The organism is Stenotrophomonas sp. AS012628 (genome assembly GCF_010608305.1).
GTDB lineage: Bacteria > Pseudomonadota > Gammaproteobacteria > Xanthomonadales > Xanthomonadaceae > Stenotrophomonas > Stenotrophomonas geniculata.
This window is the reverse complement of sequence record NZ_VMBJ01000001.1, coordinates 41,275-62,661: the sequence shown is the minus strand read 5'-3', so window position 1 is coordinate 62,661 and position 21,387 is coordinate 41,275. Positions and strand designations below refer to the sequence as shown.

At 65.6% G+C, this 21,387-nt stretch carries 17 protein-coding genes; 8 read left to right on the top strand and 9 right to left on the bottom strand.

All coding sequences use genetic code 11. The features are described 5' to 3' along the window. On the top strand, positions 1-711 hold the full coding sequence (locus tag G5A07_RS00280; protein WP_191862309.1) for an ABC transporter ATP-binding protein: 711 nt from the start codon (positions 1-3) through the stop codon (positions 709-711). Here G5A07_RS00280 and G5A07_RS00275 read toward each other — a convergent pair. From G5A07_RS00275 to G5A07_RS00265, 3 genes are all read right to left on the bottom strand, one after another. Then, positions 708-2,480 carry an asparagine synthase-related protein gene (locus G5A07_RS00275; protein ID WP_262405762.1) on the bottom strand — a complete coding sequence of 591 codons (1,773 nt, stop codon included), beginning with the start codon at positions 2,478-2,480 and terminating at the stop codon, positions 708-710. The genes G5A07_RS00280 and G5A07_RS00275 overlap by 4 nt on opposite strands. A gap of 81 nt (positions 2,481-2,561) precedes the next feature. Next, positions 2,562-3,263 carry a lasso peptide biosynthesis B2 protein gene (locus G5A07_RS00270; RefSeq protein ID WP_049481139.1) on the bottom strand — a complete coding sequence of 234 codons (702 nt, stop codon included), beginning with the start codon at positions 3,261-3,263 and terminating at the stop codon, positions 2,562-2,564. 83 nt (positions 3,264-3,346) lie between these two features. Continuing rightward, complete coding sequence (locus tag G5A07_RS00265; RefSeq protein ID WP_162531805.1) at positions 3,347-3,499, bottom strand: hypothetical protein; 153 nt, start codon at positions 3,497-3,499, stop codon at positions 3,347-3,349. A gap of 192 nt (positions 3,500-3,691) precedes the next feature. On the opposite strand from G5A07_RS00265, the gene G5A07_RS00260 reads away from it, so the two are divergent. Then, positions 3,692-4,618: a hypothetical protein gene (locus G5A07_RS00260; protein ID WP_191862307.1), complete on the top strand. Its 927-nt coding sequence runs from the start codon at positions 3,692-3,694 to the stop codon at positions 4,616-4,618. Positions 4,619-4,686: 68 nt separating this feature from the next. Here the strand turns inward: G5A07_RS00260 and G5A07_RS00255 are convergent, their stop codons facing one another. Together G5A07_RS00255 and G5A07_RS00250 are read right to left on the bottom strand one after the other, a co-directional pair. After that, positions 4,687-5,430 (bottom strand): FadR/GntR family transcriptional regulator, encoded by a 744-nt coding sequence (locus G5A07_RS00255; protein WP_191862306.1) that lies wholly within the window; start codon positions 5,428-5,430, stop codon positions 4,687-4,689. A 102-nt stretch (positions 5,431-5,532) separates the two neighbouring features. Beyond that, positions 5,533-8,421 carry a TonB-dependent receptor gene (locus tag G5A07_RS00250; RefSeq protein ID WP_191862305.1) on the bottom strand — a complete coding sequence of 963 codons (2,889 nt, stop codon included), beginning with the start codon at positions 8,419-8,421 and terminating at the stop codon, positions 5,533-5,535. A 241-nt stretch (positions 8,422-8,662) separates the two neighbouring features. On the opposite strand from G5A07_RS00250, the gene G5A07_RS00245 reads away from it, so the two are divergent. From G5A07_RS00245 to G5A07_RS00220, 6 genes are read left to right on the top strand one after another with little or no spacing between them, the layout of a single operon-like run. Further along, entirely contained in the window at positions 8,663-10,102 is a 1,440-nt protein-coding gene (locus G5A07_RS00245; protein WP_191862304.1) for a polysaccharide lyase 6 family protein, read from the top strand. Continuing rightward, entirely contained in the window at positions 10,099-12,327 is a 2,229-nt protein-coding gene (locus tag G5A07_RS00240) for an oligoalginate lyase (RefSeq protein WP_019336530.1), read from the top strand. Before G5A07_RS00245 ends, G5A07_RS00240 begins: the two co-directional genes overlap by 4 nt. After that, on the top strand, positions 12,324-13,628 hold the full coding sequence (locus G5A07_RS00235) for an MFS transporter (RefSeq protein WP_191862303.1): 1,305 nt from the start codon (positions 12,324-12,326) through the stop codon (positions 13,626-13,628). The genes G5A07_RS00240 and G5A07_RS00235 overlap by 4 nt, the downstream gene beginning before the upstream one ends. A gap of 60 nt (positions 13,629-13,688) precedes the next feature. After that, the gene (locus G5A07_RS00230; protein WP_049409649.1) at positions 13,689-14,441 is read left to right on the top strand and encodes a glucose 1-dehydrogenase; all 753 of its coding nucleotides are present in this window, start codon (positions 13,689-13,691) and stop codon (positions 14,439-14,441) included. 14 nt (positions 14,442-14,455) lie between these two features. Continuing rightward, complete coding sequence (locus tag G5A07_RS00225; RefSeq protein WP_049481124.1) at positions 14,456-15,643, top strand: GDSL-type esterase/lipase family protein; 1,188 nt, start codon at positions 14,456-14,458, stop codon at positions 15,641-15,643. 10 nt (positions 15,644-15,653) lie between these two features. Beyond that, positions 15,654-16,673 (top strand): sugar kinase, encoded by a 1,020-nt coding sequence (locus G5A07_RS00220; RefSeq protein WP_019336526.1) that lies wholly within the window; start codon positions 15,654-15,656, stop codon positions 16,671-16,673. Between the two features lie 17 nt (positions 16,674-16,690). Here G5A07_RS00220 and G5A07_RS00215 read toward each other — a convergent pair whose 3' ends face one another. From G5A07_RS00215 to G5A07_RS00200, 4 genes are all read right to left on the bottom strand, one after another. Continuing rightward, positions 16,691-17,689: a retropepsin-like aspartic protease gene (locus G5A07_RS00215; RefSeq protein WP_262405761.1), complete on the bottom strand. Its 999-nt coding sequence runs from the start codon at positions 17,687-17,689 to the stop codon at positions 16,691-16,693. A 21-nt stretch (positions 17,690-17,710) separates the two neighbouring features. After that, positions 17,711-19,162 (bottom strand): S41 family peptidase, encoded by a 1,452-nt coding sequence (locus G5A07_RS00210; RefSeq protein WP_191862302.1) that lies wholly within the window; start codon positions 19,160-19,162, stop codon positions 17,711-17,713. Positions 19,163-19,249: 87 nt separating this feature from the next. Further along, positions 19,250-20,824 (bottom strand): CocE/NonD family hydrolase, encoded by a 1,575-nt coding sequence (locus G5A07_RS00205; RefSeq protein ID WP_191862301.1) that lies wholly within the window; start codon positions 20,822-20,824, stop codon positions 19,250-19,252. A 154-nt stretch (positions 20,825-20,978) separates the two neighbouring features. Then, a partial coding sequence (locus G5A07_RS00200; protein ID WP_191862300.1) for a YadA C-terminal domain-containing protein occupies positions 20,979-21,387 on the bottom strand: 409 nt, incomplete at its 5' end.

Sequence of the window (21,387 nt, the reverse complement as noted above, 5' to 3'; positions counted from 1 at the left end):
ATGCTGACTGCAACGCATCTGGTCAAGGAACACGGCACGCATCGGGCGCTGGATGATGTGAGCTTCACGGTGCGCCCCGGCGAGATCTTCTGCCTGCTGGGTGCCAACGGGGCCGGCAAATCGACCACGATCAAGCTGTTCCTGGGCTTCCTCGAACCCACCTCCGGATCCGCCGAGGTTGATGGGCTCAGTGCCTGGCAGCAGCCACACGAGGTACGCCGGCGCCTGTTGTACATCCCGGAGAACGTGGCGCTGTATGACGAACTGACCGGCTATGAAAACCTGGATTACTTCGCGCGCCTGGCTGCGGTGGAGCAGCGCTCGTCCGCACGGCTGAAGGACGCGCTCAGGTCCGCTGGCCTGGCACCCGAGGCATTCGGGCGACGCGTCGGGCATTACTCCAAGGGCATGCGCCAGAAGGTGGGCATCGCGCTGGCCATCATCAAGGAAGCCAGGGCGCTGCTCCTTGATGAGCCGACGTCCGGCCTGGACCCGACCGCCTCGGCCGAGTTCCACGAGCTGATCGTGCGCCAGCGCGATCGCGGCACGGCGATCCTGATGGCCACCCACGATCTGTTCCGTGCGCGCGAAGTGGCGACCACCATCGGACTGATGCAGGCCGGCAGGCTGCGCAGGACGCTGGATGCCAGCACGATCACCGCCAATGATCTTGAGAACCTCTACCTTGAGGAAATGAGCCGGAGCGCCTAGGCCGCGCCGGCCGCAGGCACGCCTGGCCGGCCCATCCAACGCCTGAGCCACGCTTCGATGTTGACCTGCGGGCCGAAGATACCCAGCACCTGGGATGAGTGATCGGGGCTGACCCTGCGGATGCCCGCGTCGGCCGATGCGCTGTCGATGTAGCCCCGCCGGGCCAGCAGGCCATCCACCAGCAGGCCCCTGATGAACTGCTGATGCCGCTGGGTGACCGCCACCGAGTGATCGTCCAGGTAGGACTTCACCTTGCGCGAGAGCAGCGCCTGCGGCAGCAGGCCCTGCAGTGCACGACGCGCGATCGTCCTGTCTTCCGCGCCGGCCATCAGCAGGTGCAGCGGCAGGCGGGCGAACAGTTCCACCACAGGCTGTGCGCTGATGGGTGATACGCCGTGCCAGCGTCCTGCACCCTCGAAGGGATCGAGCACGCTGGTCGGGAAGATCATCCGGCCAATGTGCGCCAGCTTGTGCGGAGAGAGCCTGTACCCCTGTGCGCGTGCATGCCGCAGCCAGGCCGGCGGCAGGCCATCCTGTTCGGACGCATCCACCTTCACCCATTCGCACGGGTTGCCCCAGCGGCCGTTGATGCTGCCTGGCTTCTTGAACACGCCATGGACGAAGGCATCCTTGAATACCCCGTACAGCGAATCGCCCGACTGCGCAGTTTCGAACGCGACACGGAAGAAGTCGCGGTCGATCCCACGCCGCCACGCATAATCGATGGCAGCGGCATTGCCCTTGAAGCGGAGGAAGACCGCATCGCCGCCGACACCGGTGAACTGCACCGTGTCCGCGTCAACATCCACGTCGCGCCGATGCAGCAGGTAACCCGAGCAATGCGCAGGACGCGCGGTTCGCGGGAAGTCCATGATCTCTTCCAGCGAGCAGTGCGGCTGCCGTTGGTACTCGACGAACTCGCAGCTTCTTCCGGAGGATTCACTGGCACCGGCAACGGCCATGCGCGCGAACATGCGCTCATCGGCACCAATGCCGGCATCGTAGTGATGGACGCATTTCACCTCCGGTGCGGAGGGTGCATGCAGCAGGCCGGCGAGGACGATGGAGGAGTCCAGCCCGCCGGACAACTGAAGCTGGATGCATCGATGCTGGCTCGCCAGCGCACCAATGCAGCCCAGCAGCGTTGCACGTGCCAGCTGCACGGCTTCCTCCAGATCTTCGATGGGCGCTTCACTGGCCTGCCGCACCACATCCCACTGGTAGTGCCGGCCGATCGGCCGGCCATCACGGATCGTCACTGCCTCGCCCGCCTCGAGCGCGGTGACCTCCTCGAAGCCTGTCTGCAGGCCGTCACGGAACGGGAACAGCAGCGAGTAGGACAGGAACGACCAGTCGACGTTGAAGTCACCCACTCCCAGCAGCAGGCAGTCTTCCATGCTCGAAAAGACCACCGTCAACTGATCGACCGTGGTCATGTAGCACGGAATCTCCGCCGTCGGATCGCGCAGCACGAACCAGCGGGCGGTATCCGGCTGGTAGCCCACGGCAACGTAGCGCCCCCAGTACTGCTCCACCAGGCTCCTGCCCTGCGTACTGCAGGCGCTGTCTGCGGATGCAGCATCGGGAAATGCCTGTGCGGGAACGGTATCGGCGGCGAACACCTTGTGGAACAGCTTGCCGAGTATCACCAGCGGGCCGGACCGGCTGTACTCGAAGTAGCCCGGGTTGTCGGTCTGGGCATAGATGGCGCCGCCGCAGCCCTTCATCACGCAGGCGATTCCGGGGCGGCCCGCTTCGATCCGTTCCATGGCCTGCAAAGCCTGCGCACGAGCGGATTCGGAATGTTCGTTCCAGAACAGAGCGATGTATCGGTACATGCCTCAAGCCGGTTACAGCACCAGGATGGGCGTCATCCGGCGCAGATTGAAGGGGATGTCGGTCAGGACCTGGTCGCCGTGCTGCAACCAGCAATGCGCTGCGAACGGCTGGGTGCGCACCGCGAACACCCACGCGGGAACGATGCCGTACCGCGACAGGAACTCACGCATGGCCAGGCAGTAGAGGAAGCACTCATCGGTCTTCCTGAAGGCGATCGGTCGCAACCAATCGAACACCCGGACCAGGAGGGCCAGCTGCTGCAGATCCACCTCGCCCGGCGTAGCTTCCTGACCGCGCCTGCGGGCTGCCGACACCGTGTAGCTGAAAGGCAGGAACGTCCTGCTGCAGGCCGCGCGCGTGACCGAGGCCAGGAACCGGCGCACATCGCGGGCCGTGATCGGCGGACATCCTCGGGACTCGCCCTCGCGCACCCAGTGCCGGGGCAACGCGATTTCGGCGCTTGCTGCGGATTTGCCACGCAGCGGATCCTGGGTGATCAGGCGCCGATCAAGCAGCGACTGCAGCATCCTCGGCCTCGGCGCTCCATCGGAGGCCAGGGGCCAGTCCTGCACCAGCCCGCCAAGCGCCGCCGCTCCGCGCCGATCGATGGAGAGATAGCTGCCGGAGGCCTGATCAAGAATGACCATTGCGTCACCGGTCACACAGACATGTGCGTGCTTCGAAAGAAAGTAGGTGGTTTCAGGCTGGTCCATCGCGAGCGTGATCTCATGCTGCTGCAGGCATCAGAGCGGTGCATGCGGGGGCATGCACCGCAGGTCATGCAGGGTGCGATGGATCAGGGCGAGGTGGTCGGGAAGACGCCATCCCACAACGTGCCGTGGTTGTGCGCCTTCGTTTCGGAAACCACCGAGCCCAGCTCGATCAGTTCACTCTGATCTTCGTGATTCTGCTCACCAGCCACTACGCCCAGCTCAATCAGTTCGTTCATGAACATCTCCTCTAGTCAGTGGATGCACCCACGCGATGCAGCGGATGCAAAGCGGCCAAGCCAGCGTCGCCCTGCGTGTTTCAGGACGATTGCCGCCAAGGCACGTAAATGTTACGATATAACATATTATTTTGGTGTGACGGCCGACCGTGATCGGGCGTCGCTGCAGCGACTCCCAAGAGAGCGAGATGGATGCCCACCGAGATCAATGACGATGGCCTTGATTCCACCCTTCTGCTGAAGGGCCTGTTTCCGCTGCCGAAGTTCATCCGCTTCGTCAGGGAGCGTTGCCCACCAGGAAGCTTTGATGAAGCGATGCTGGTGGAGCAGTGGCGGGAAGCCCGCGCCCTGGTGCGTCGCCTTCATCACGATGAAGCAGACCACGCCGATGCCATGGACGTCCTCGACCTGCCCGAAGAGATGCGGCCACTGGCCGAGCAGGCTCTTCGCCAACCCTCGATGCACCGCATGACGAGCATCGTCCCACGCAGTTGGAAGATGGTGGAGATCGACCGGCTGGTGGTCTTCCAGGAGTGCATCAACCTGCGCCACATCGATCAGCTTGCAGCGGCCACGGCCGCGTCACCCGATGCAAGCGAGATCATGGAGCTGGTGGCGCGACGTGGACGCCACGCACATCCGGATGTGCGCTTTACCCAGTCCGATGGCATCTACACGTTCGCATCTGCGTCCAACGACCTGCGCTTCCTCGACGTGGCGACGATCGACCCTCGCACCATCGCCGGTTACGAGCCGTTCGGCGCAGCCAGCCACGCCCTTGTCGTCTATCTCGGTTTCAGCGACAACCTGATCAGCGCCACACGCATTGGCCGCCGGATCATCCTGACCAACGGCTCGCACCGGCTGTACCTGCTGCGCAGGCTCGGCTTCCGCCATGCCCCCTGCCTGGTGACCGATGCGTCCGACAGCGATCTGTCCGACGTGTTGCTGCCCGCCGCGGTGAAGCAGGATCGGCCGTTCTATCTGGGCGCTTCGCGACCGCCGATGTTCAAGGACTACCTGGATCCACGCCTGACCTGCACCGTGCCGGTCACCCGCAAGCACTATGCGCTCAGGGCCAAGCTGGATCTGCAGCGGATCACGGTTCCAGCGGTGTAGAAAGGCCGTGGGCATCAAGCCCGACGGCGGTAGCCAGCCACATCAGGTCGTCGCCCGCAGAACGCCTTTCAGATACGCGTCGTCGCCATGAACCGTTCGCGGTCCTGCTGCGTGCGGCGGCGGATCTCCTCCAGCGCCTGGCTTTCGGTTGCCTGCAGCATGGCTTCGAACAGGCGCTGGAAGTGATGGCGCATCGCATTGCGTGCGGCCACCGGATCACGCGCACGCAGGGCTTCGAAGATGGCCATGTGCTCGTCGGCACGGCTGGCGCCATCATCGTGGCAGACCCGGGCATAGACCTCGCTCACCCGCGGCAGTTCGCTGCGCATGCGCCAGATCTGCTGCACGAAAAATTCCACCACCGGGTTGCCGGAAAGCCGTGCGATGGCCAGGTGGAAACGGCGGTCGTACTCGCCGGCTTCGGCGTCGCTCAGGTCGCGACGGCACAGCGCTTCGGCCAACAACTGCAATTCGGCAATGCCGGCATCATCCAGATTGCTGGCAGCCAGCGCGGCAGCCTCGGCTTCGAATACCGCGCGGGCAGCGGTGAGGTCGAAGGCGCTGACATCCGGCAGCCCGCCGGACGCCTGCGTCGGGCGCGGCTTCACATGCACGCCCGAACCGATGCGGATGGCGATCCAGCCCTGTGCTTCCAGTGCGATCTCGGCTTCGCGGATGGTGACCCGGCTGACACCGAACCGTTCGGCCAGTTCACGCTCGCCCGGCAGCCGCGAGCCCGGCGGAAATTCGCCGTCCTCTATCAGCTTGCGGAGCTTGGCAGCGATGGTCTGGTAAAGGCGGTTGGCGGACATGCGGCTGACCCTTGGCGATTCCCTCCGGGTCCCTGCCCTGCCACCGCGGCCGGCAAGGGTCCGGTTGGAGCGACGGCGCGACCACTGGCCGCGCCGCCCTGTTCAGAACTTGTATCGTACACCGAAATACGCACGCCGCCCGTAGGTCACCACTTCGCGGAAGTTCCCATAAAGCGGCTGGTAGGCCACGCGCGGCTCGTTGGTCAGGTTCATCAGCTCCAGCGACAGCGACAACTGCTTGTTCACCCGGTAGCGCAGGCGCAGGTCCACGCTGGTGTTGTCATCATAGTAGCGGTTCTGCTGCGCGGTGTTGCCGGTGAAGTCCTGGTAGTAGTGCGAGCGGAACTTGCCGATGGCCTGGATGTTGAAGCGCCCGACGTCCCAGTAGATCGAGCCGGACAGGACGTGCCGCGAGAAGCCGCTGAGACCCGCCGGCGGCACGATCGCCGGAATGATCGTGCCATCACTGGCCAGCTGCTCGCCCAGTCGTGAGTCCTGGGTCCGGTAGTCGGCATCGGCGTAGTTGTAGCTGACCTTGAAGCCCAGCCCGTCGAACGGCTTGGGCAGGTACGACAGTCGATGGGTGGCGGTCAGCTCGAAGCCGGTCAGCGTGCTGTCCTCGTCGGTGGTTACCTGCTGCCGCACCGGCACAGTCACGCTCTGGCCGTCGATGGTGTAGGTCTCCGGCACCAGCGCAGTGGTGGTGCCGCCGTTGAACTGCTTCCAGTACACCGCGCCGGCCAGCATCGTGTCCGGGTTCGGGTACCACTCCAGTGACAGGTCGCCGTTCCAGGACATCAGCGGCTGCGCCGCCGGGTTGCCACTGGCGCTGATGTCATCCAGCGCATCGGCCAGGTTGCCGTAGGTGGCATCACTGCTCACGTTGATGGTGCGCCCCGCACCCAGCGCGGCGATGTCCGGCCGTGACATCGCGCGGTATGCACCGACCCGCAGCAACACGTCCGGGCGCAGTTCGAAGGCCGCGTTGAGGCTGGGCAGCAGCTTGTCGTTGCCCGCCTTGAACACCTGTGTGCTGTACTCGCCGGTGGGTTGCAGGCGGATCGTCCCGTCACCGTTGTCCTCGATACGCAGGCCGGTACGCACGCCTTCGGAGCGAACATCGGTCTTGACCCAGCGCAGGCCGAGGTTGCCGGTCACCGGCAAACCGAACAGGCTGCTGCTGAACTCACCCAGCAGATAGAGCGCGCGTGTCTTCTCGGTGATATCGACATTGTTCGGATCCTGGAAACCCGGATCCAGCCCGCTGTCGAGGCTGCCACGGAACGACTGGTATAGGCAGTTCGGATCGAAGTACGCCCACGAGGAGATCGTGTTGCCGCTGGCGGCATCCATGAAGTCATCCTGGGGGAATGGTGCGCGGCAGGCCTGGTTGGCAGCGATGATCTTCGCCTTGTCGGCCGCCACGCGCTGGTCGTAGTCGGTTACCAGGGTGTTGTCGCGCAGGCGGTAGTCGGCCTGGCTGGCGCGCACGCCGCCCTTGATGCGGGTGAAGAAACCGGACTCGGGCATGAAACTGGCATCGAAGCGGCCGGCCTTGATCTTGTGGTCGTTCTCCGTTGCGCTTGAGGTCACCCGCGCCGCCCCGGTGTAGGCGTCCCAGTTGGTGGGGTCGAAGTTCGGCGCCAGCGCAACACTGGGCACTTCGCCGTGCCAGTCCCAGTCATAGTCCACGTAGCCGGTGGCACCACTGCTGATGCCGGGCACGACGGCATTGTTGACGTCGCGCTGGTTCGCGCGCAGGCGGGTCATGCGCTCGCTATCGAGGCGATTGGTGTGCGAGTACGAAAGATCGGTGGACAGCTCCCAGGCCGGGGTCGGTCGCAGGATCAGGTTCAGGCCACCCCCGGTGTATTCCTCGCCACGCCAGTAGCGGTTGGAGGTGGAGTCGATCGAGGTGCTGCCATGCAGGTGGCGCACGATGCCCTCTGCGTCCACGTCGCGCTGGGTGATGCCGCGACGTGCGTTGGACAGGCTCAGATCGCTGCGGTTCTCGTACCAGTTGCGCTCGGTGTGTTCGAAGTCGAGATTCACTTCAACCACGTCATTGGGCCGCCACTGCAGTGCAGCGAACTCGCTCTGGCGGTCGTTGCGCTCCTGCTTGAGCCGGTAGATGCGGCTGCTGGGCACCAGGTAGTAAGGTGCGCCGTTGGCGATGGCCTGCGCGGACACTTCATTGCAGTTGGCATTGCCCACGTTCTGCGTGCCATCGCAGGCATACCAGGTGGAACCGCTGGTGATGCTCTCTTCCGGATCGGTGCCGTCCAGGCGCTGGAAACCCAGCGAAATGCCCAGCTTCTGCCCGTTGCCGAACTCGAACTGGTCGATGTAGCTGGCGGTGCCGCGGTAGCCGATGCCGTCGTCGTCGCGGTACTTCTTGTCATACTCGGCCCAGCTGCCACGCAGATCGATCTGCGCCGCCCGCTTGCCGTACTCCAGTGGGCGCACTGTTTCCAGGCCGATGGTGCCGGCCACGCCGCCTTCGATGATGTCGGCGCGCTGGGTCTTGTAGATGGCGACCGTATTGATCAGCTCGGCGGGGAACATGTTGAAGTTCACCGAGCGGTCGCCACTGCCGTTGGTGATCTCGCGGCCATTGAAGTTGGTGCTGCTGAGGAAGGCGCCCAGGCCACGGATGGAGATTTCCGAGGCCCCGGTCTTGTCGCGGGTCGAGGCGGCGCCGGTCAGGGTCTCGATCGCGTCGGCCAGCGAGGGCGCCGGCAGGTCGCCGATGTCATCGGCCGAGAGCACATCGGCAATGACCGTGTCGTCGCGCTTCTTGTTGATCGAACTCTGCATCGATTCGCGGATGCCGGTGACCTGCACCTGGTCCAGGGTGGTGGGATCCTGCCCTGCTGCCTTGCTGGATTGCGCCTGGGCCGTGGGCAGGCCCGCCAGCACGGCAAGCAGCGCCACGATCAGGGGTGTGGGGGACAACGAGATGCTGTGCACTGCTCCGGCGGGTCGCCGCATGGTTTCCTCCTCCCAAAGGATCGCCTGCATGCCAGGCGTGGGACGCAGCTTCGGCACGGCGACATGAAAATGTCAACCAATTGGTATGTGAATGTTCAAATGCCTTTGATCCATACCAGTTGATCGCAATTTAATGTGCTTCTGCAGCATGACTTTGCGCGAAAGCTGGCTTACAACAGACCCGAAAGTGGTATGCAGACCCACCCTGAAACGACGGCCGGGCCGTCCCTGGAAGGATTTCATGCGCATTCACTCGCTGGCACGTCACCCGTCCAACTATCCATCACTGTTTTGCCTGGCCACTGGTCTGGTCATGTGCCTGACCACTTCAGCGGCAAGTGCTACCAGCTGGCTCGTCCACGATGTCGCTGAGTTCACTACCGCCACCTCGGCGCTGCAGCCCGGCGATGAGATCGTGTTGGCTGACGGCATCTGGACCGACGCCCGGTTGCTGCTGAAGGGCCAGGGCACGGCAGCCGCGCCGATCACGCTGCGCGCGCAGACCGCCGGCAAGGTCGTCTTCAGCGGGCGCTCGGACCTGCGCCTGGCAGGGAGCTACCTGCAGGTGTCCAACCTGGTGTTCCGCAACGGCTACGCACCGGGTGATGCGGTGGTGGCATTCCGCGAATCGAGCAAGGCCGTCGCCAGCAACAGCCGCGTCACCGGCCTGGTGATCGACGACTACACCAACCCCGATGCCAGCGACCAGGACTACTGGGTTTCCTTCTATGGCAGCCACAACCGCCTCGATCACAGCCAGCTGCGCGGCAAGACCAATGCCGGGCCGACCGTGGTGGTGGTGCGCGATGCCACCCAGGGCCTGGACAACCAGCACCGCATCGACCACAACTGGTTCGGCCCACGCCCAGCGCTGGGCGTCAACGGCGGTGAAACGATTCGCGTCGGCACCAGTGACACCTCACTGAGCAATTCCAACAGCACGGTGGAGAACAACTGGTTCGAAGGCTGCGACGGCGAGACCGAAATCGTCTCCAACAAGTCTGGCGGCAATACCTACCGCGGCAACGTGTTCTATCGTTCGGCCGGAGCACTGACCCTGCGCCACGGCAATGGCAACCGGGTGATCGACAATGTCTTCCTCGGCGACGACAAGGCCGGCACCGGCGGCGTACGCATCATCAACGCCGACCAGACCGTCAGCAACAACTACTTTGAACGGCTGGCCGGGTCCAGCAACCGTTCGGCACTGGCGGTGATGGATGCGCAGGCCAATCCGCCGCTGTCCGGCTATGCGCCGGTGGTGAATGCCACGATCAGCCGCAACACCTTCGTGGACGTGGCGAAGATCAGTTTCGGCGTCGGCCATGATGAGGCGAAGGGCATCGTGGTGGCCGCCAGCAACAGCCGCTTCACCGGCAACCTGATCGTCAACCGCACCAGCAGGAACCCGCCCAATGCCGCCAGTTCGCTGGCCGGTATCGACTTCAGTGGCAACGTGCAGTCGCCGGCAGCCAGCACTGTGTTCCCGGGAGGCGTAGAGAGCCGTGGTGTCAGCCTGCAGCAGGCTGATAGCGGATTGTGGGTTGCCACGCCTGCCCTGCCCGCCGTGGGTGCCGATCCTGCCCTGGCGATGACCGCGCGCGAGGCGACCGGCGTTGCCTGGTATCCCAAGGTGGGCGAAGTTGCCCTGTCACGCACCCGCAATGGAGTTGATCGATGAGGTTGCAGCCGCTGTTCGTCTCCCTGGCTTTGGCCGCCCCCTTCGCCCTGCTGCCGAGCGCATCGCTGTTCGCAGCCCCCACTGCTGCCGTGCGACAGGCCGAGGCCGCGCCGGTGCTGGTCACCGCCGCACAGTGGCAGCAGATGGCCAGCGAAGGCCGCCGCTACCCGTGGTTTTCCAAGGAACAGGCGCGCACCGAGGCGACGCTGAAGAAGATGATGAAAGCCGGTATCGACGTGCCGGTACCCAAGGACAAGGGCGGCGGGCGCACCCATGAACAGCACAAGCGCAACTACCAGGCGCTGCTGGCGGCGGGCACGCTGTACCGGCTGACCGGCGACAGGGCCTACGTGGACTATGCGCGCGACATGCTGCTGCAGTATGCCCAGCTCTACCCGACGCTGGGCCCGCACCCGGAAGGCCGTGGGCAGATCCCCGGGCGCGTGTTCTGGCAGGTGCTCAACGATTCGGTATGGCTGGTCAACGCCATCCAGGGCTACGACGCGATCCGCGACGCGCTGTCCGCCAGCGACCGCAACACCATCGAATCGAAGGTGTTCCGGCCAATGGCCGAGTTCCTCGTCAGCGAGCCGAAGAACTACGACCAGATCCACAACCACGCCACCTGGGCGGTGGCCGCCACCGGCATGACCGGCTACGTGCTGCGCGACCCTGAGCTGGTGGAGAAATCCCTGCGCGGCAGTCGGAAGGACGATCAATTCGGCTTTCTTCGGCAGATCGACCTGCTGTTCTCGCCCGATGGTTACTACGAGGAAGGCCCCTACTACCAGCGCTATGCACTGGCGCCGTTCCTGCTGTTCGCCAATGCCATAGAACGCAACGAACCTCAGCGGAAGATCTTCGCGCGCCGTGACGGCGTGCTGTTGAAGGCCGTGGATGTGCTGGTGCAGTCCAGTTACAACGGCTTGTTCTTCCCGATCAACGACGCCATCCTGGACAAAGGCATCGACACCGAAGAGCTGGTGGCCGGCATCGGCATCGCCTATGCGCGTACCGGTGATGACCGCCTGCTGTCCGTGGCCCAGCAGCAGAAGCGCCTGCTGCTTTCGCCCGAAGGGCTGGAGGTGGCGCAGGCGCTGGCGGCGAACAAGGCCAAACCTTTCGACTACAGGCCGATGCTGCTGCGCGACGGCCCTGACGGCGACCGCGGCGGCTTGGCCATTCTGCGCATGAACGGCGAGCGCGGCCAGGCGCTGGTGCAGAAGGACACCATGCAGGGCATGGGCCACGGCCACTTCGACAAGCTCAATTGGCTGTTCTACGACAACGGCAATCCAGTGGTGACCGACTACGGCGCGGCCCGCTTCCTCAACGTGGAAGCCAAGCGCGGCGGCATCTACCTGGCTGAGAACCGCAGCTGGGCCAAGCAGACCGTGGCTCACAACACCCTGGTGGTGGACGAGCAAAGCCACTTCAAGGGCGACTGGAAACGCGGCGAGGAACACGCGCCGCAGGTGCGCTTCTTCCAGGCCGATGCCGATACCCAGGTCGCCTCGGCAACCATGCGCGATGCGTATCCAGGCGTGATCTTCACCCGCACCCAGGCGCTGCTGCGCCACCCCGACCTGGGTCTGCCAGTGGTGCTGGATCTGTTGCAGGTGCACGGTAACAAGGCCGCGCGCTACGACCTGCCGCTGCACTTCAACGGTCACATCGTCACCACCGGCTTCGAGGCCGAACACTTCCCCGCCCAGCGCCCGGTGCTGGGCAAGGACAACGGCTACCAGCACCTGTGGCTGGATGCACGCAGCAAACCCGGCAGCGAACCGCGTTCGCTGGCCTGGCTGCTGGACGGCCGCTTCTACACCTACCGCTTCGGCAGCAGCGCACCCGCGCAGGCGCTGCTGGTGGAAAGCGGTGCCAACGACCCGGAATTCAACCTGCGCCGCGAACCGGCCCTGCTGCAGCGCGTGGAAGGCCAGAAGGACGTGACCTTCTTCAGCGTGCTGGAGCCGCACGGCGAGTACAACGGCACCGCCGAGTACGTGCACGGCGCAGACAGCCGCATCAAGGACATCGTGCGCACCCGTGGCAGCGATGCCGAGGTGATCGAACTGCGCCTTGCCAGTGGAGCCCGCATCGCGCTGGGCGTGGCCGATGACAGCAGCGCCAAGGGCGAGCACAGCGTGACCGTCGACGGCCATGCCTACGGCTGGAGCGGCAGCCACGCGCGCATGGACCGCAGCAAGGATGACGCGAAATGAACGGCCCTGCGGTGGTGGCCAACCTGCGCAAGGTGCCGGTGCGTTCAACAGTGCGCTGGCTGATCGTGGGCCTGATCGCCGTGGCTACGGTCATCAACTACATCGACCGCAACGCACTGGCGGTGATGTGGCCGGAAATCGCCAGGGAAGTGGGCGCGACCAAGGATGACTACGCGCTGCTGGTGACGGTGTTCATGCTGTTCTATGCCGCCGGCCAGTTCCTGTTCGGACGCCTGTTCGACATGATCGGAACGCGCCTGGGTTTCGCTCTGTCGATCAGCGTGTGGTCGATCTCCATCGCCCTGCATTCGGTCACCCATTCGATGCTGTCCTTCAGCCTGGTGCGGGCGATGCTCGGCATCAGCGAGGCCGGTGCCTGGCCAGGCGCGGTCAAGGCCAATGCCGAGTGGTTCCCGGCACGCGAGCGCGCACTGGCACAGGGCGTGTTCAACGCAGGTGCGTCGATCGGCGCGATTGTCTCCGCACCGGCCATCGCCGGCCTGTACCTGTGGCTGGGCTGGCGCGGCACCTTCGTGCTGGTCGGTGCGATCGGCTTCCTGTGGCTGCTGCCATGGCTGTTTGTCTACCGCGCCGGGCCGGACAAGCATCCGTGGATGAGCGATGCCGAGCGCCGGTTGATCCAGGAAGACCAGGCCGGGCAGCAGGCAGAGGTGGCACCGAAGGCCAGCGTTCGTGAGCTGCTGGCCCACCGGCAGAGCTGGGGCATGCTCGCCTGCCGCTTCCTGCTGGACCCGATCTGGTGGTTGTTCGTGTCCTGGCTGCCGATCTACCTGGCCGAAACCTTCGGCTTCGACATCAAGCAGATCGGCCTGTTCGCCTGGGTGCCGTTCGTTGGCGCGATGCTGGGCAGCCTCAGCGGCGGTTGGCTGTCCGGGCGGATGATCCGCGCCGGGCACAGCGTGGACCGCGCCCGCAAGCTGGCCATCACGCTGGGCTGCGTGATCATGGCCCCTGCCCTGCTGGCTGCCGTGCTGGCCAACCAGCCGCTGCTGGCGGTGCTGGCGATCGCTGCCGTGCTGTTCGGCTTCCAGGTAGCCATCGGCAACATCCAGACCCTGCCGGGCGATCTGTTCGACGGCCGCTCGGTGGGCACGCTGGCGGGCCTGGGGGGCCTGGCCGCCGTGGCCGGCACCTTGATCACCACCTGGCTGGTGCCGGTGCTGACCCGCCATTCCTACGCTCCGATCTTCATCCTCGTTGCCGCGCTGGTGCCGCTGTCGCTGGCTGCGCTGTGGTGGTGGACCGGGCCTATCCAGAAGCTCGACCGCCGCGCCGGTTGAGCCTGGGTCTCCTTCTTTTCCAAGTACATCCATTCCCCCGCAAACCAAGGAGTTTTCCGCATGTCGTTCCAGGACAAGGTGGCCATTGTCACCGGCGGCGGCCGCGATATCGGCCGCGCCGTTTCGATCAAACTGGCTGCCGCCGGTGCACGCGTCTGCATCAACTACGCCAATGATGAAGCCAGTGCCCAGGAAACGCTGGCGCAGATCCAGGCGGCCGGTGGCCAGGCCATCGTGCATCGCGCCGACGTCACCGATGCCGCTGCCGTCGCCGGACTGGTCGCTGCGGCACAGGCCGCGTTCGGTGAGCGCATCGACCTGCTGGTGAACGTGGCCGGTGGCATGGTGCAGCGTCGCCCGCTGGCCGAGATCGACCCGGCGTTCTTCCACACGGTGATGGACCTCAACATCACCTCCACCTATCTCACCACGCACGCGGTGGTGCCGCACATGCGCGAAGGCGCGGCCATCGTCAATTTCGCCTCGCAGGCCGGTCGTGATGGCGGCGGCCCGGGCGCATCGATCTACGCCACCGCCAAGGCGGCGGTGATGACCTTCACCCGCGCCATGGCCAAGGAGCTGGGGCCGAAGGGTATCCGGGTGAACGCACTGTGCTGCGGCATGATCGCCACCCGCTTCCACGACGAATTCACCAAGCCGGAAGTGCGCACGGCCGTTGCCGGCGCCACCCCGCTGCGCCGCCAGGGTGCGCCGGACGAAGCCGCTGACGCTGCTGTATTCCTGGCCTCGGATGCGGCGGCGTTCATCACCGGTGCGAATCTGGACGTCAACGGCGGCACCTACTTCTCCTGACTGGAATCCTGCTCATGCAGCGCTGGACGCTCCTGCTTTCATTGACGATCTGTTCCGCCGCGGCCGCGCCTGCCGCTTTGGCTGCACCGGTCTGGGTCACCGCCTGGACCGCCTCGCCGGCACCTGACCGCAAGGATGGCACCGCCGAGGCACCCGTACAGTTCGCCGCACAGACCGTGCGCCAGGACATGCGTATCGGCAGCCGTGGCGATGCGCTGCGCCTGCGCATAAGCAACGAGCTCGGCACGGCACCCTTGCGGGTCGAGGACCTGCGCGTGGGAGTAAAGAACGGCAAGGCCGCACCGCTGCCGGTAACGGTGGATGGCCGCGCGGTCATCGAGGTGCCGGTGGGTGCAGCGCTGCTGAGCGATCCGGTGCGGATGCCGGTGGCGGCGCTGCAGGAAATCAGCGTGAGTGCCTATTTCCCGCAGCCCACCCGTCCCGCCGTGCGCCGCACCGAGCTGCGGGTAGCGGACGGCAGGCAGGCAACCGTTGCCGACAGCGTGCGGCTGAGCTACCAGCAGAACGTGTTCTCGGCGGTGATGGTGCAGCGCGCAGATCGTCCCCAGGTGATCGTGGCGCTGGGCGACTCCATCACGGAAGGTGCCACAGCCCGTCGCGGCACCTTCAACCAGTGGCCGGAGCGGTTGGCGCAGCGCCTGCAGCAGGCCTGCCCGAACCGGTTCGTGGTGCTCAACCAGGGCATCAGCGGCAACAAGCTGCTTGACCATGGCCGCAGCCACAGCGCACTGTCACGATTGGATCGCGATGTGATCGCGGCGGCCGATGCCGATCAGGTGATCCTGTTCGAAGGCATCAATGACATCCGCCATAGCGGTGGCGCGCAGCCGCTGCCTGGCCGCAATGCGGCGGACATGCTGACGGGCTATCAGCAGGTTGCGGCGCGGCTGCATGCGCATGGCATCCGCGCCTGGCTGGGTACGTTGACCCCATTCGGCGGCTCCGAGCGCTACGAGCCCGTGTCCGCAGCCACCCGCACCACGATCAACCAGTGGGCACGCGGTGGGCAGACCGGGTTCGATGGCATCATCGATTTCGATGCCGCCCTGCGTGATCCGAAAGCGGCGGAATCGTTGCCCAACGACATCACCCGCGACCATCTGCATCCCAACGACGAAGGCTACCGGCGCATGGCCGATGCCATCGATCTGCGCATGCTGGGCTGCGCCACCGCCGACTGAGAGGGAACCGATGAGCCGCGTCGTTTGTTTCGGTGAGTTGCTGCTGCGCCTGGGTGCGCCGGGTCGTGAACTGCTGCTGCAGACGCCGCAGCTGCAGGTCCATGTAGGAGGCGCCGAGGCCAATGTTGCGGTCTCGCTGGCCTGCCTGGGCCACGATGTGCAGATGGTCAGCACGGTACCCGGCAACGCGCTGGGCCGGCATGCCGTGGCCGAGCTGCGGCGGCATGGCGTAGGCGTGGCCGGCGTGCGCGAAGTGGATCGCGACCGCATGGGCCTGTACTTCCTGGCGCCCGGTGCGGTGCACCGCGCCAGTGAAGTGGTGTATGACCGGGCGGGGTCTGCATTCGCAAACAGCAGCGCCGAGGATCATGCGTGGCCCGCTCTACTGTCCGGCGCGCAGCTGCTGCATGTCTCCGGCATCAGCCCGGCGCTGGGCGACAACGTGGCCGGGTCCGTGCTGGGGGCCGTGCGTGCGGCGCGCGCGGCGCGCGTCCAGGTGTCCTTCGACGGCAATTACCGTCCCTCACTGTGGCGACGTTGGGGCGGCGACGCCGGGGCGATCCTGCGCGAAGTCTTCGCCGAGGCCGACATTGTCTTTGCCGATCATCGGGACATCGAACTGGTGCTGGGGCTGCACTTTCCGCAGGACGATGCCGTCGCCCGGACCGAAGCCGCTGCGGCCGCCGCCTTTGCCGCCTTCCCGCATCTGCAGTGGTTGGCGTGCACCCAGCGCGATGTGGTGAGCGCAGACCATCACATCCTGGGCGCGCTGCTGCTCGGCCGCGACGGCTCGCGGGCGCAGGCACCACCGCGCCCGCTCCCCGGTATCGTTGATCGCATCGGGGGCGGCGATGCCTTTGCCGCCGGCATCCTGCACGGAATGCTGTCCGGGCTCGACGCAGAAAGCACCGTGCGCTTCGGACTGGCTGCGGGCGCGTTGAAGCACGCCATTCCCGGTGACTTCAGCCCGGTAGCTGAGGCGCAGGTGCTGGCCCTGCTGGGCGATGGAGGTGCGGATGTCCAGCGCTGAATGCCGAACGCGCGTGGTCACCCCGCCGGGGTGGCGACGAAGCGACGGTTGGGACGCAGATAGATGCTGCCGGAACGGGCATCCAGCAGGATATTGAACTGCTGCAGGACTTCGCTGCCAAGCGTCCCGTCGTCCGTGGAGCCATCGTCATCGACGGTGATCGAGGCTTTCGGCCCCTTCAGTTGCAGGGTCGAGATGCTGGCCACGGGCACGCGCACGTCCACCGCGCGGATCTTCCGGCCCGCGCTGCCGCTGAACTGAGATGTTCCAAGTCGTTCCGGAAACGCTTCCTGCAGGCGGTGGGCGCTGCCGAAGGCGTAGGACAGGTCGATGTTGCCGTTGCTGCCGGTGTCCAGGGTAAGCCAGGGTGCGAAAGTGCTGCTGCCGTTGCCGAGCGTGACCTGGATGGCTGGGACGTTGTCGATCCAGCGCACGTTGGCCCGGATATACCCCGCAAGGTCGGGAACATCGTCGTGCACGCGCAGCAGGCTGCGGTCGTAGTCGATCTCCAGCACCTTGCCCTGGAAGAAGGTCCAGCCCAGTACTGCATCGAAGGGGCGCCCCGTGTAGTCGATCACCACGGCCCCCATCGGTCGCTGCACGCCGCCGATCTGCACGGCGTTGTGCGTGCTGTAGTCGAGAAGCGTGACGCCATCGGAACCGGTGTTCTCACTCTGGTCGTCAATGACCAGCTTCGCGTCCTGCTGGATGCGCCTGGCAACGGCGATGGCCGACGCGCCTGTATCGACGAGAAAGCGCAGTGGTCGCGAGCCGTTGATCGTACCCTCCACGTAGATCCGGTGATCCTTGCCCAGCTCGAACGGAACTTCGGTGACCGCAGCACCTGCTGCGAAAGGCACCAGCATGATCAACATCGCGCATTGAAGCGCAGTACGAGGCAGTTCGCACATCCGAGGGCTCCTTCGGTCAGTAGAGCTGCAGCAGCGGTTGCCGGGCTCATTGCGGGTTGGATGCAGCTGCCGGTGAAAAGGTTTAATGCGCCGGAACTGCTTCACCGGTACGCCACCAGGACGGGATCATCGTCCGGAGATCCACGCCTCAAGTGCTGCGGTGTCCCGCATGTCGCCGGTATAGCGATGATCGGGCACGTGTGGTTCGTTCGAACCACGCACCCGCCCCCGGAACACCTTCATCGGCACCGAAATCCTGGCCAGCCCGCTTGGCAGCCGCTCTGGCCGCACGTCCATGTAGAGACTGTCGGCCGATGTCTCGACGCCCACCTGCACCGCGCCCAACCGCTTCCACAGGTCCAGCGCATTTAGGCAGGCCGAACCACAGGCTGCATCAGCCACGATCACCACCCTGCCCTTGCGCAGCGGTGCGGCCGGGCCTGAGGTTGGTGCTGTATCTGCGCTGGCCTCGGATGGCTCGCGCCACAATGCCTCACCCCGGCCGCGTGCCTGTGCCATGCCCGCCGTCACCGACTCCAGCATACGACGCAGCTCTGGCGACGCGTCGGGCGCCTGCACCAGCTTCTGCAGGAAGCTGCGCAACTGGGCGATGTTGGCCTCGGAGGTCCGCCACTCCACCCAGCTGGGGTCGGGCAGCACGTCCACGGCGGCCCGGCCCCAGATCAATCGCGCCAGTTCGATGCTCCATTGCGAAGCTCCGCCGCTGTTGCCGCGCAGGTCCAGCACCACCGACGGTGCCTGCTGCAGGGCTTCGGCTTTCGGAGCAAGCTGCTCAAGCAGGGCGGTCAGTTCCTTGAAGTTCTGCTCCGTGGGGTCGGCATTGAAGCTGCTGGTGGTGATCCAGTAGCCGCCATCGGGCATGATGTGCCAGCCGTTGGCCGGGCGGAAGCTGCGCCGGGTATCGGCCAGACGCTCCTTGCGCTGTGCCGCCTGCAGTGGCTGCCACTGCAGTGTGTAGGATTTCTCGTGTCCATCCACCTGGAAAACGCAGGTGCGCAGCGTGGGCACGAACGGATTGCCCTGATCCAGCAGCACTTCGCCACCGCCGTGGATGCGGCTGGCCTGCAGGTTCCAGCGCCCGCTGAAGTCCCCGATCCGGCGCGCAGCCAGCGTCTGTGCATCGATGCCATCACAGGACAGCAATCGCGCCCCAAGTGGCGGATGGCCATGGCCACCATCCACGGTCATGACCAACTGCGCATCGCCGTCGAAACCGGTCAGGAACCCGGGCCACTGCGTTGGAACATCGGGAGCGTCGGCAAGCGCGTTGAGGCTGACATGCCCATCGTTGAAGAACGCCGCATAGCCTTTCATCGCCCACCAGTAGCCCTGGTAGTTGGTGACCCGACCCGCACGCGAACGTGCAAGCGCCTGGGCCTCGTCGAGCTGCGCGCCGAACCCGGGATTCCGCAGATCCACTGCGCCCGGATGACTGCCACGCAGGGCGGCGTCGGCAGCGTCCAGATCCTTCAACAGCGTGTCCGGCCAATCGATCGGCGCACCTTTCGCGGTGGGTGCCGCGAGCACCGCACCGAGCAGCAGCCATGCAATGACCATGGATTCATCCGTTTGCCGGGACAAACACGAGTCTCGCAGTTTTCCGGCCCGGTGTACCGCGCCCGCCGCAACGGGCGCGGCCGCACATCAATGCAGCGGCACTTTCAGCACCGACGGCGCATTGGCTGGCGAGCTGAAGGTCACCGCCCCACCCAGCTGGCTGATGCCCGCATAGCGCAGGTCCACGGTATCGACCACCAAGGTCAGGCGGCTGCCGGCTGGAAGGTTCCAGCTGCTCGCTTCCAGCCGCAGGTCGAGCGTTTTCGCTTGGCCCGGCTTGGCACCGCGCAAGGTGTACGGCTTGTGGCTGATCAACTGACCATTGCCCAGCACATCCTCGGCGTACAGGTAGGCGTACAGCGTGGTGTTGGCACGGCTGGGCGTGACCGTCAGGCGCACTTCCGGCGCACCGTCCAGGCGTTTGGCGCTCCACTGGATCGGCCCCTGCCAGACACCGGCGGCACTGCGGCCAACAAACGGTACGTAGGCACCCGGCGGCAGGTTGATCATCTGCAGCGCGCCGGAGGCCATCGCCACGCCGGAATTGGCCGCAGTCAGCAAACCGCTGCCGATGCGGTAGTTCCAGCCGGTGCCGCCACCGTGCTCGGCCAGGCCGCCGGTCGGCAGCAGCAAACCAGAGGGTGCGGTCAGGCCGTAGCTGACCGCACCCTTGCTGGTCGCCTGCCAGTCCGGGTAACTGCTCCAGCTGCCCTTCTGTGACTTCAGCTGCACCGCCGGCTGGCGGTCGATGCCGTTGGCCACTGCCTTCAGATAGTGATCGAACCAGTCACCCACCTGGTCATAGACTTCGTTGGGAATGCCCAGTGCACCGAGCGCTTCGTTGAGCGCGTGGTCACCGTGGCGCAGCTGCAGCTGCTTCGGGCCTTTCAGCCGGTTGAAGAAATCAACCAGCTGGCCCGGCGGGAACAGGCTGTCGTTGAAGGCGTTGGCCAGGAACACCGCCGGCTGGTTGGCGTTGATCTCGTCGATGCTGGCCGCGGGACTGCGCTGCGCCGCCACCGGCAACAGCGAATCCACCGCGCCCTGGTAGTTGCCCGCCAGAACATTGCGGTTGATCGTGGCCAGCTCCGCGCCAGGGCGTCCGGTCACCAGGCCGGCCGCAACCAGCAGTGCGATGCCCTGCGCGCTCGGGGTGTCGTTGCTGTACAGCGAGGCCTGCAGATCGGCCCAGCCACTGAGCGCGGCCACGGCCTTGATGCGCGGATCGCGTGCCGCCGCCAGCAGGCTGGTGCCCGCACCGTAGGAGATGCCCGAAACGCCGATCCGGTCCGGGTCAGCGCGGGTGTTGTCCAGCGCCCAGTCGATCAGCGCGCTGACATCCTCCACCGTGGAGGGCCCGGCGATGTCGATGCTGCCGCCGGATTCCCAGAAGCCACGCGAGCTGTAGCTGATCACCACATAGCCGCGCTGTGCCAGCGACTGCGCCACCCCCACGTACTCCACGCTGGGCACCGCCCAGCTGCTGGGCATCACCAGCAGCGGATAGCGCCCGCCGCCCGCATCCTGCGGTTCGATGACGAAGGCCCCGAGAGGCGTTCCATCCCAGCCGGCAATGGTGCGATGGGTGGTCTTGACCGTCGCGGCCCAGGCAGTGGGCGCCAGGCCGGTCAGCAGGATCAACAGCAGCAATACCCTGCGCATCGTCGTCTCTCCCCGTCGGTGGTGGTGCAACGGGTTGGACCGTACCAGTGCGAATGGTGCGTGGCACCTTGCGACGCAGCATGACGTTTGCTGCACGTTCGCAGCGCTTGTTGGCTGAACAGGGGGCGCTGCACGCCCCCTGCCCTGCATTGCCTTACAGGTCTACGCCGAAGCCCATGCCGGCAGACCTCTCGCCATTGCTGAAGGCACCACCCAGCGAGAAGGAAGCACGCTCGCCGATCCGTTTACCGTATCCGATCGACAGCGCCTGCTCGCCGCCCTGGAAGCCGGCACCCACCGCAATGCGACCGCGCGGGCTCTGTGAGCCGGCGGCGTTGATGGCCATGTTCAACATCGCCGAGCTCATCGCGCCCATGCGATCGATCCGCTGGTCCTGATGACGCAGGCGGCGTTCCATCTCCTGCTTCAGCCCGTTGTTGTCCAGCGCGAACTGCGCCAGGCGCTGGTCGGTGTAGGCATTGGCCGTCGTCACCGCCTGCGCGGACTTCGTATCGGTATAGGAGTTGGCCGAGGAGAGCGTGGTTGCGCTACTGGCATCGGTA

Coding starts and splice junctions, on each gene's coding strand:
- G5A07_RS00280 (WP_191862309.1), top strand. CDS start 1: ATGCTGACTGCAACGCATCTGGTCAAGGAACACGGCACGCATCGGGCG.
- G5A07_RS00275 (WP_262405762.1), bottom strand. CDS start 2,480: ATGGAACGGATCGAAGCGGGCCGCCCCGGAATCGCCTGCGTGATGAAG.
- G5A07_RS00270 (WP_049481139.1), bottom strand. CDS start 3,263: ATGGACCAGCCTGAAACCACCTACTTTCTTTCGAAGCACGCACATGTC.
- G5A07_RS00265 (WP_162531805.1), bottom strand. CDS start 3,499: ATGAACGAACTGATTGAGCTGGGCGTAGTGGCTGGTGAGCAGAATCAC.
- G5A07_RS00260 (WP_191862307.1), top strand. CDS start 3,692: ATGCCCACCGAGATCAATGACGATGGCCTTGATTCCACCCTTCTGCTG.
- G5A07_RS00255 (WP_191862306.1), bottom strand. CDS start 5,430: ATGTCCGCCAACCGCCTTTACCAGACCATCGCTGCCAAGCTCCGCAAG.
- G5A07_RS00250 (WP_191862305.1), bottom strand. CDS start 8,421: ATGCGGCGACCCGCCGGAGCAGTGCACAGCATCTCGTTGTCCCCCACA.
- G5A07_RS00245 (WP_191862304.1), top strand. CDS start 8,663: ATGCGCATTCACTCGCTGGCACGTCACCCGTCCAACTATCCATCACTG.
- G5A07_RS00240 (WP_019336530.1), top strand. CDS start 10,099: ATGAGGTTGCAGCCGCTGTTCGTCTCCCTGGCTTTGGCCGCCCCCTTC.
- G5A07_RS00235 (WP_191862303.1), top strand. CDS start 12,324: ATGAACGGCCCTGCGGTGGTGGCCAACCTGCGCAAGGTGCCGGTGCGT.
- G5A07_RS00230 (WP_049409649.1), top strand. CDS start 13,689: ATGTCGTTCCAGGACAAGGTGGCCATTGTCACCGGCGGCGGCCGCGAT.
- G5A07_RS00225 (WP_049481124.1), top strand. CDS start 14,456: ATGCAGCGCTGGACGCTCCTGCTTTCATTGACGATCTGTTCCGCCGCG.
- G5A07_RS00220 (WP_019336526.1), top strand. CDS start 15,654: ATGAGCCGCGTCGTTTGTTTCGGTGAGTTGCTGCTGCGCCTGGGTGCG.
- G5A07_RS00210 (WP_191862302.1), bottom strand. CDS start 19,162: ATGGTCATTGCATGGCTGCTGCTCGGTGCGGTGCTCGCGGCACCCACC.
- G5A07_RS00205 (WP_191862301.1), bottom strand. CDS start 20,824: ATGCGCAGGGTATTGCTGCTGTTGATCCTGCTGACCGGCCTGGCGCCC.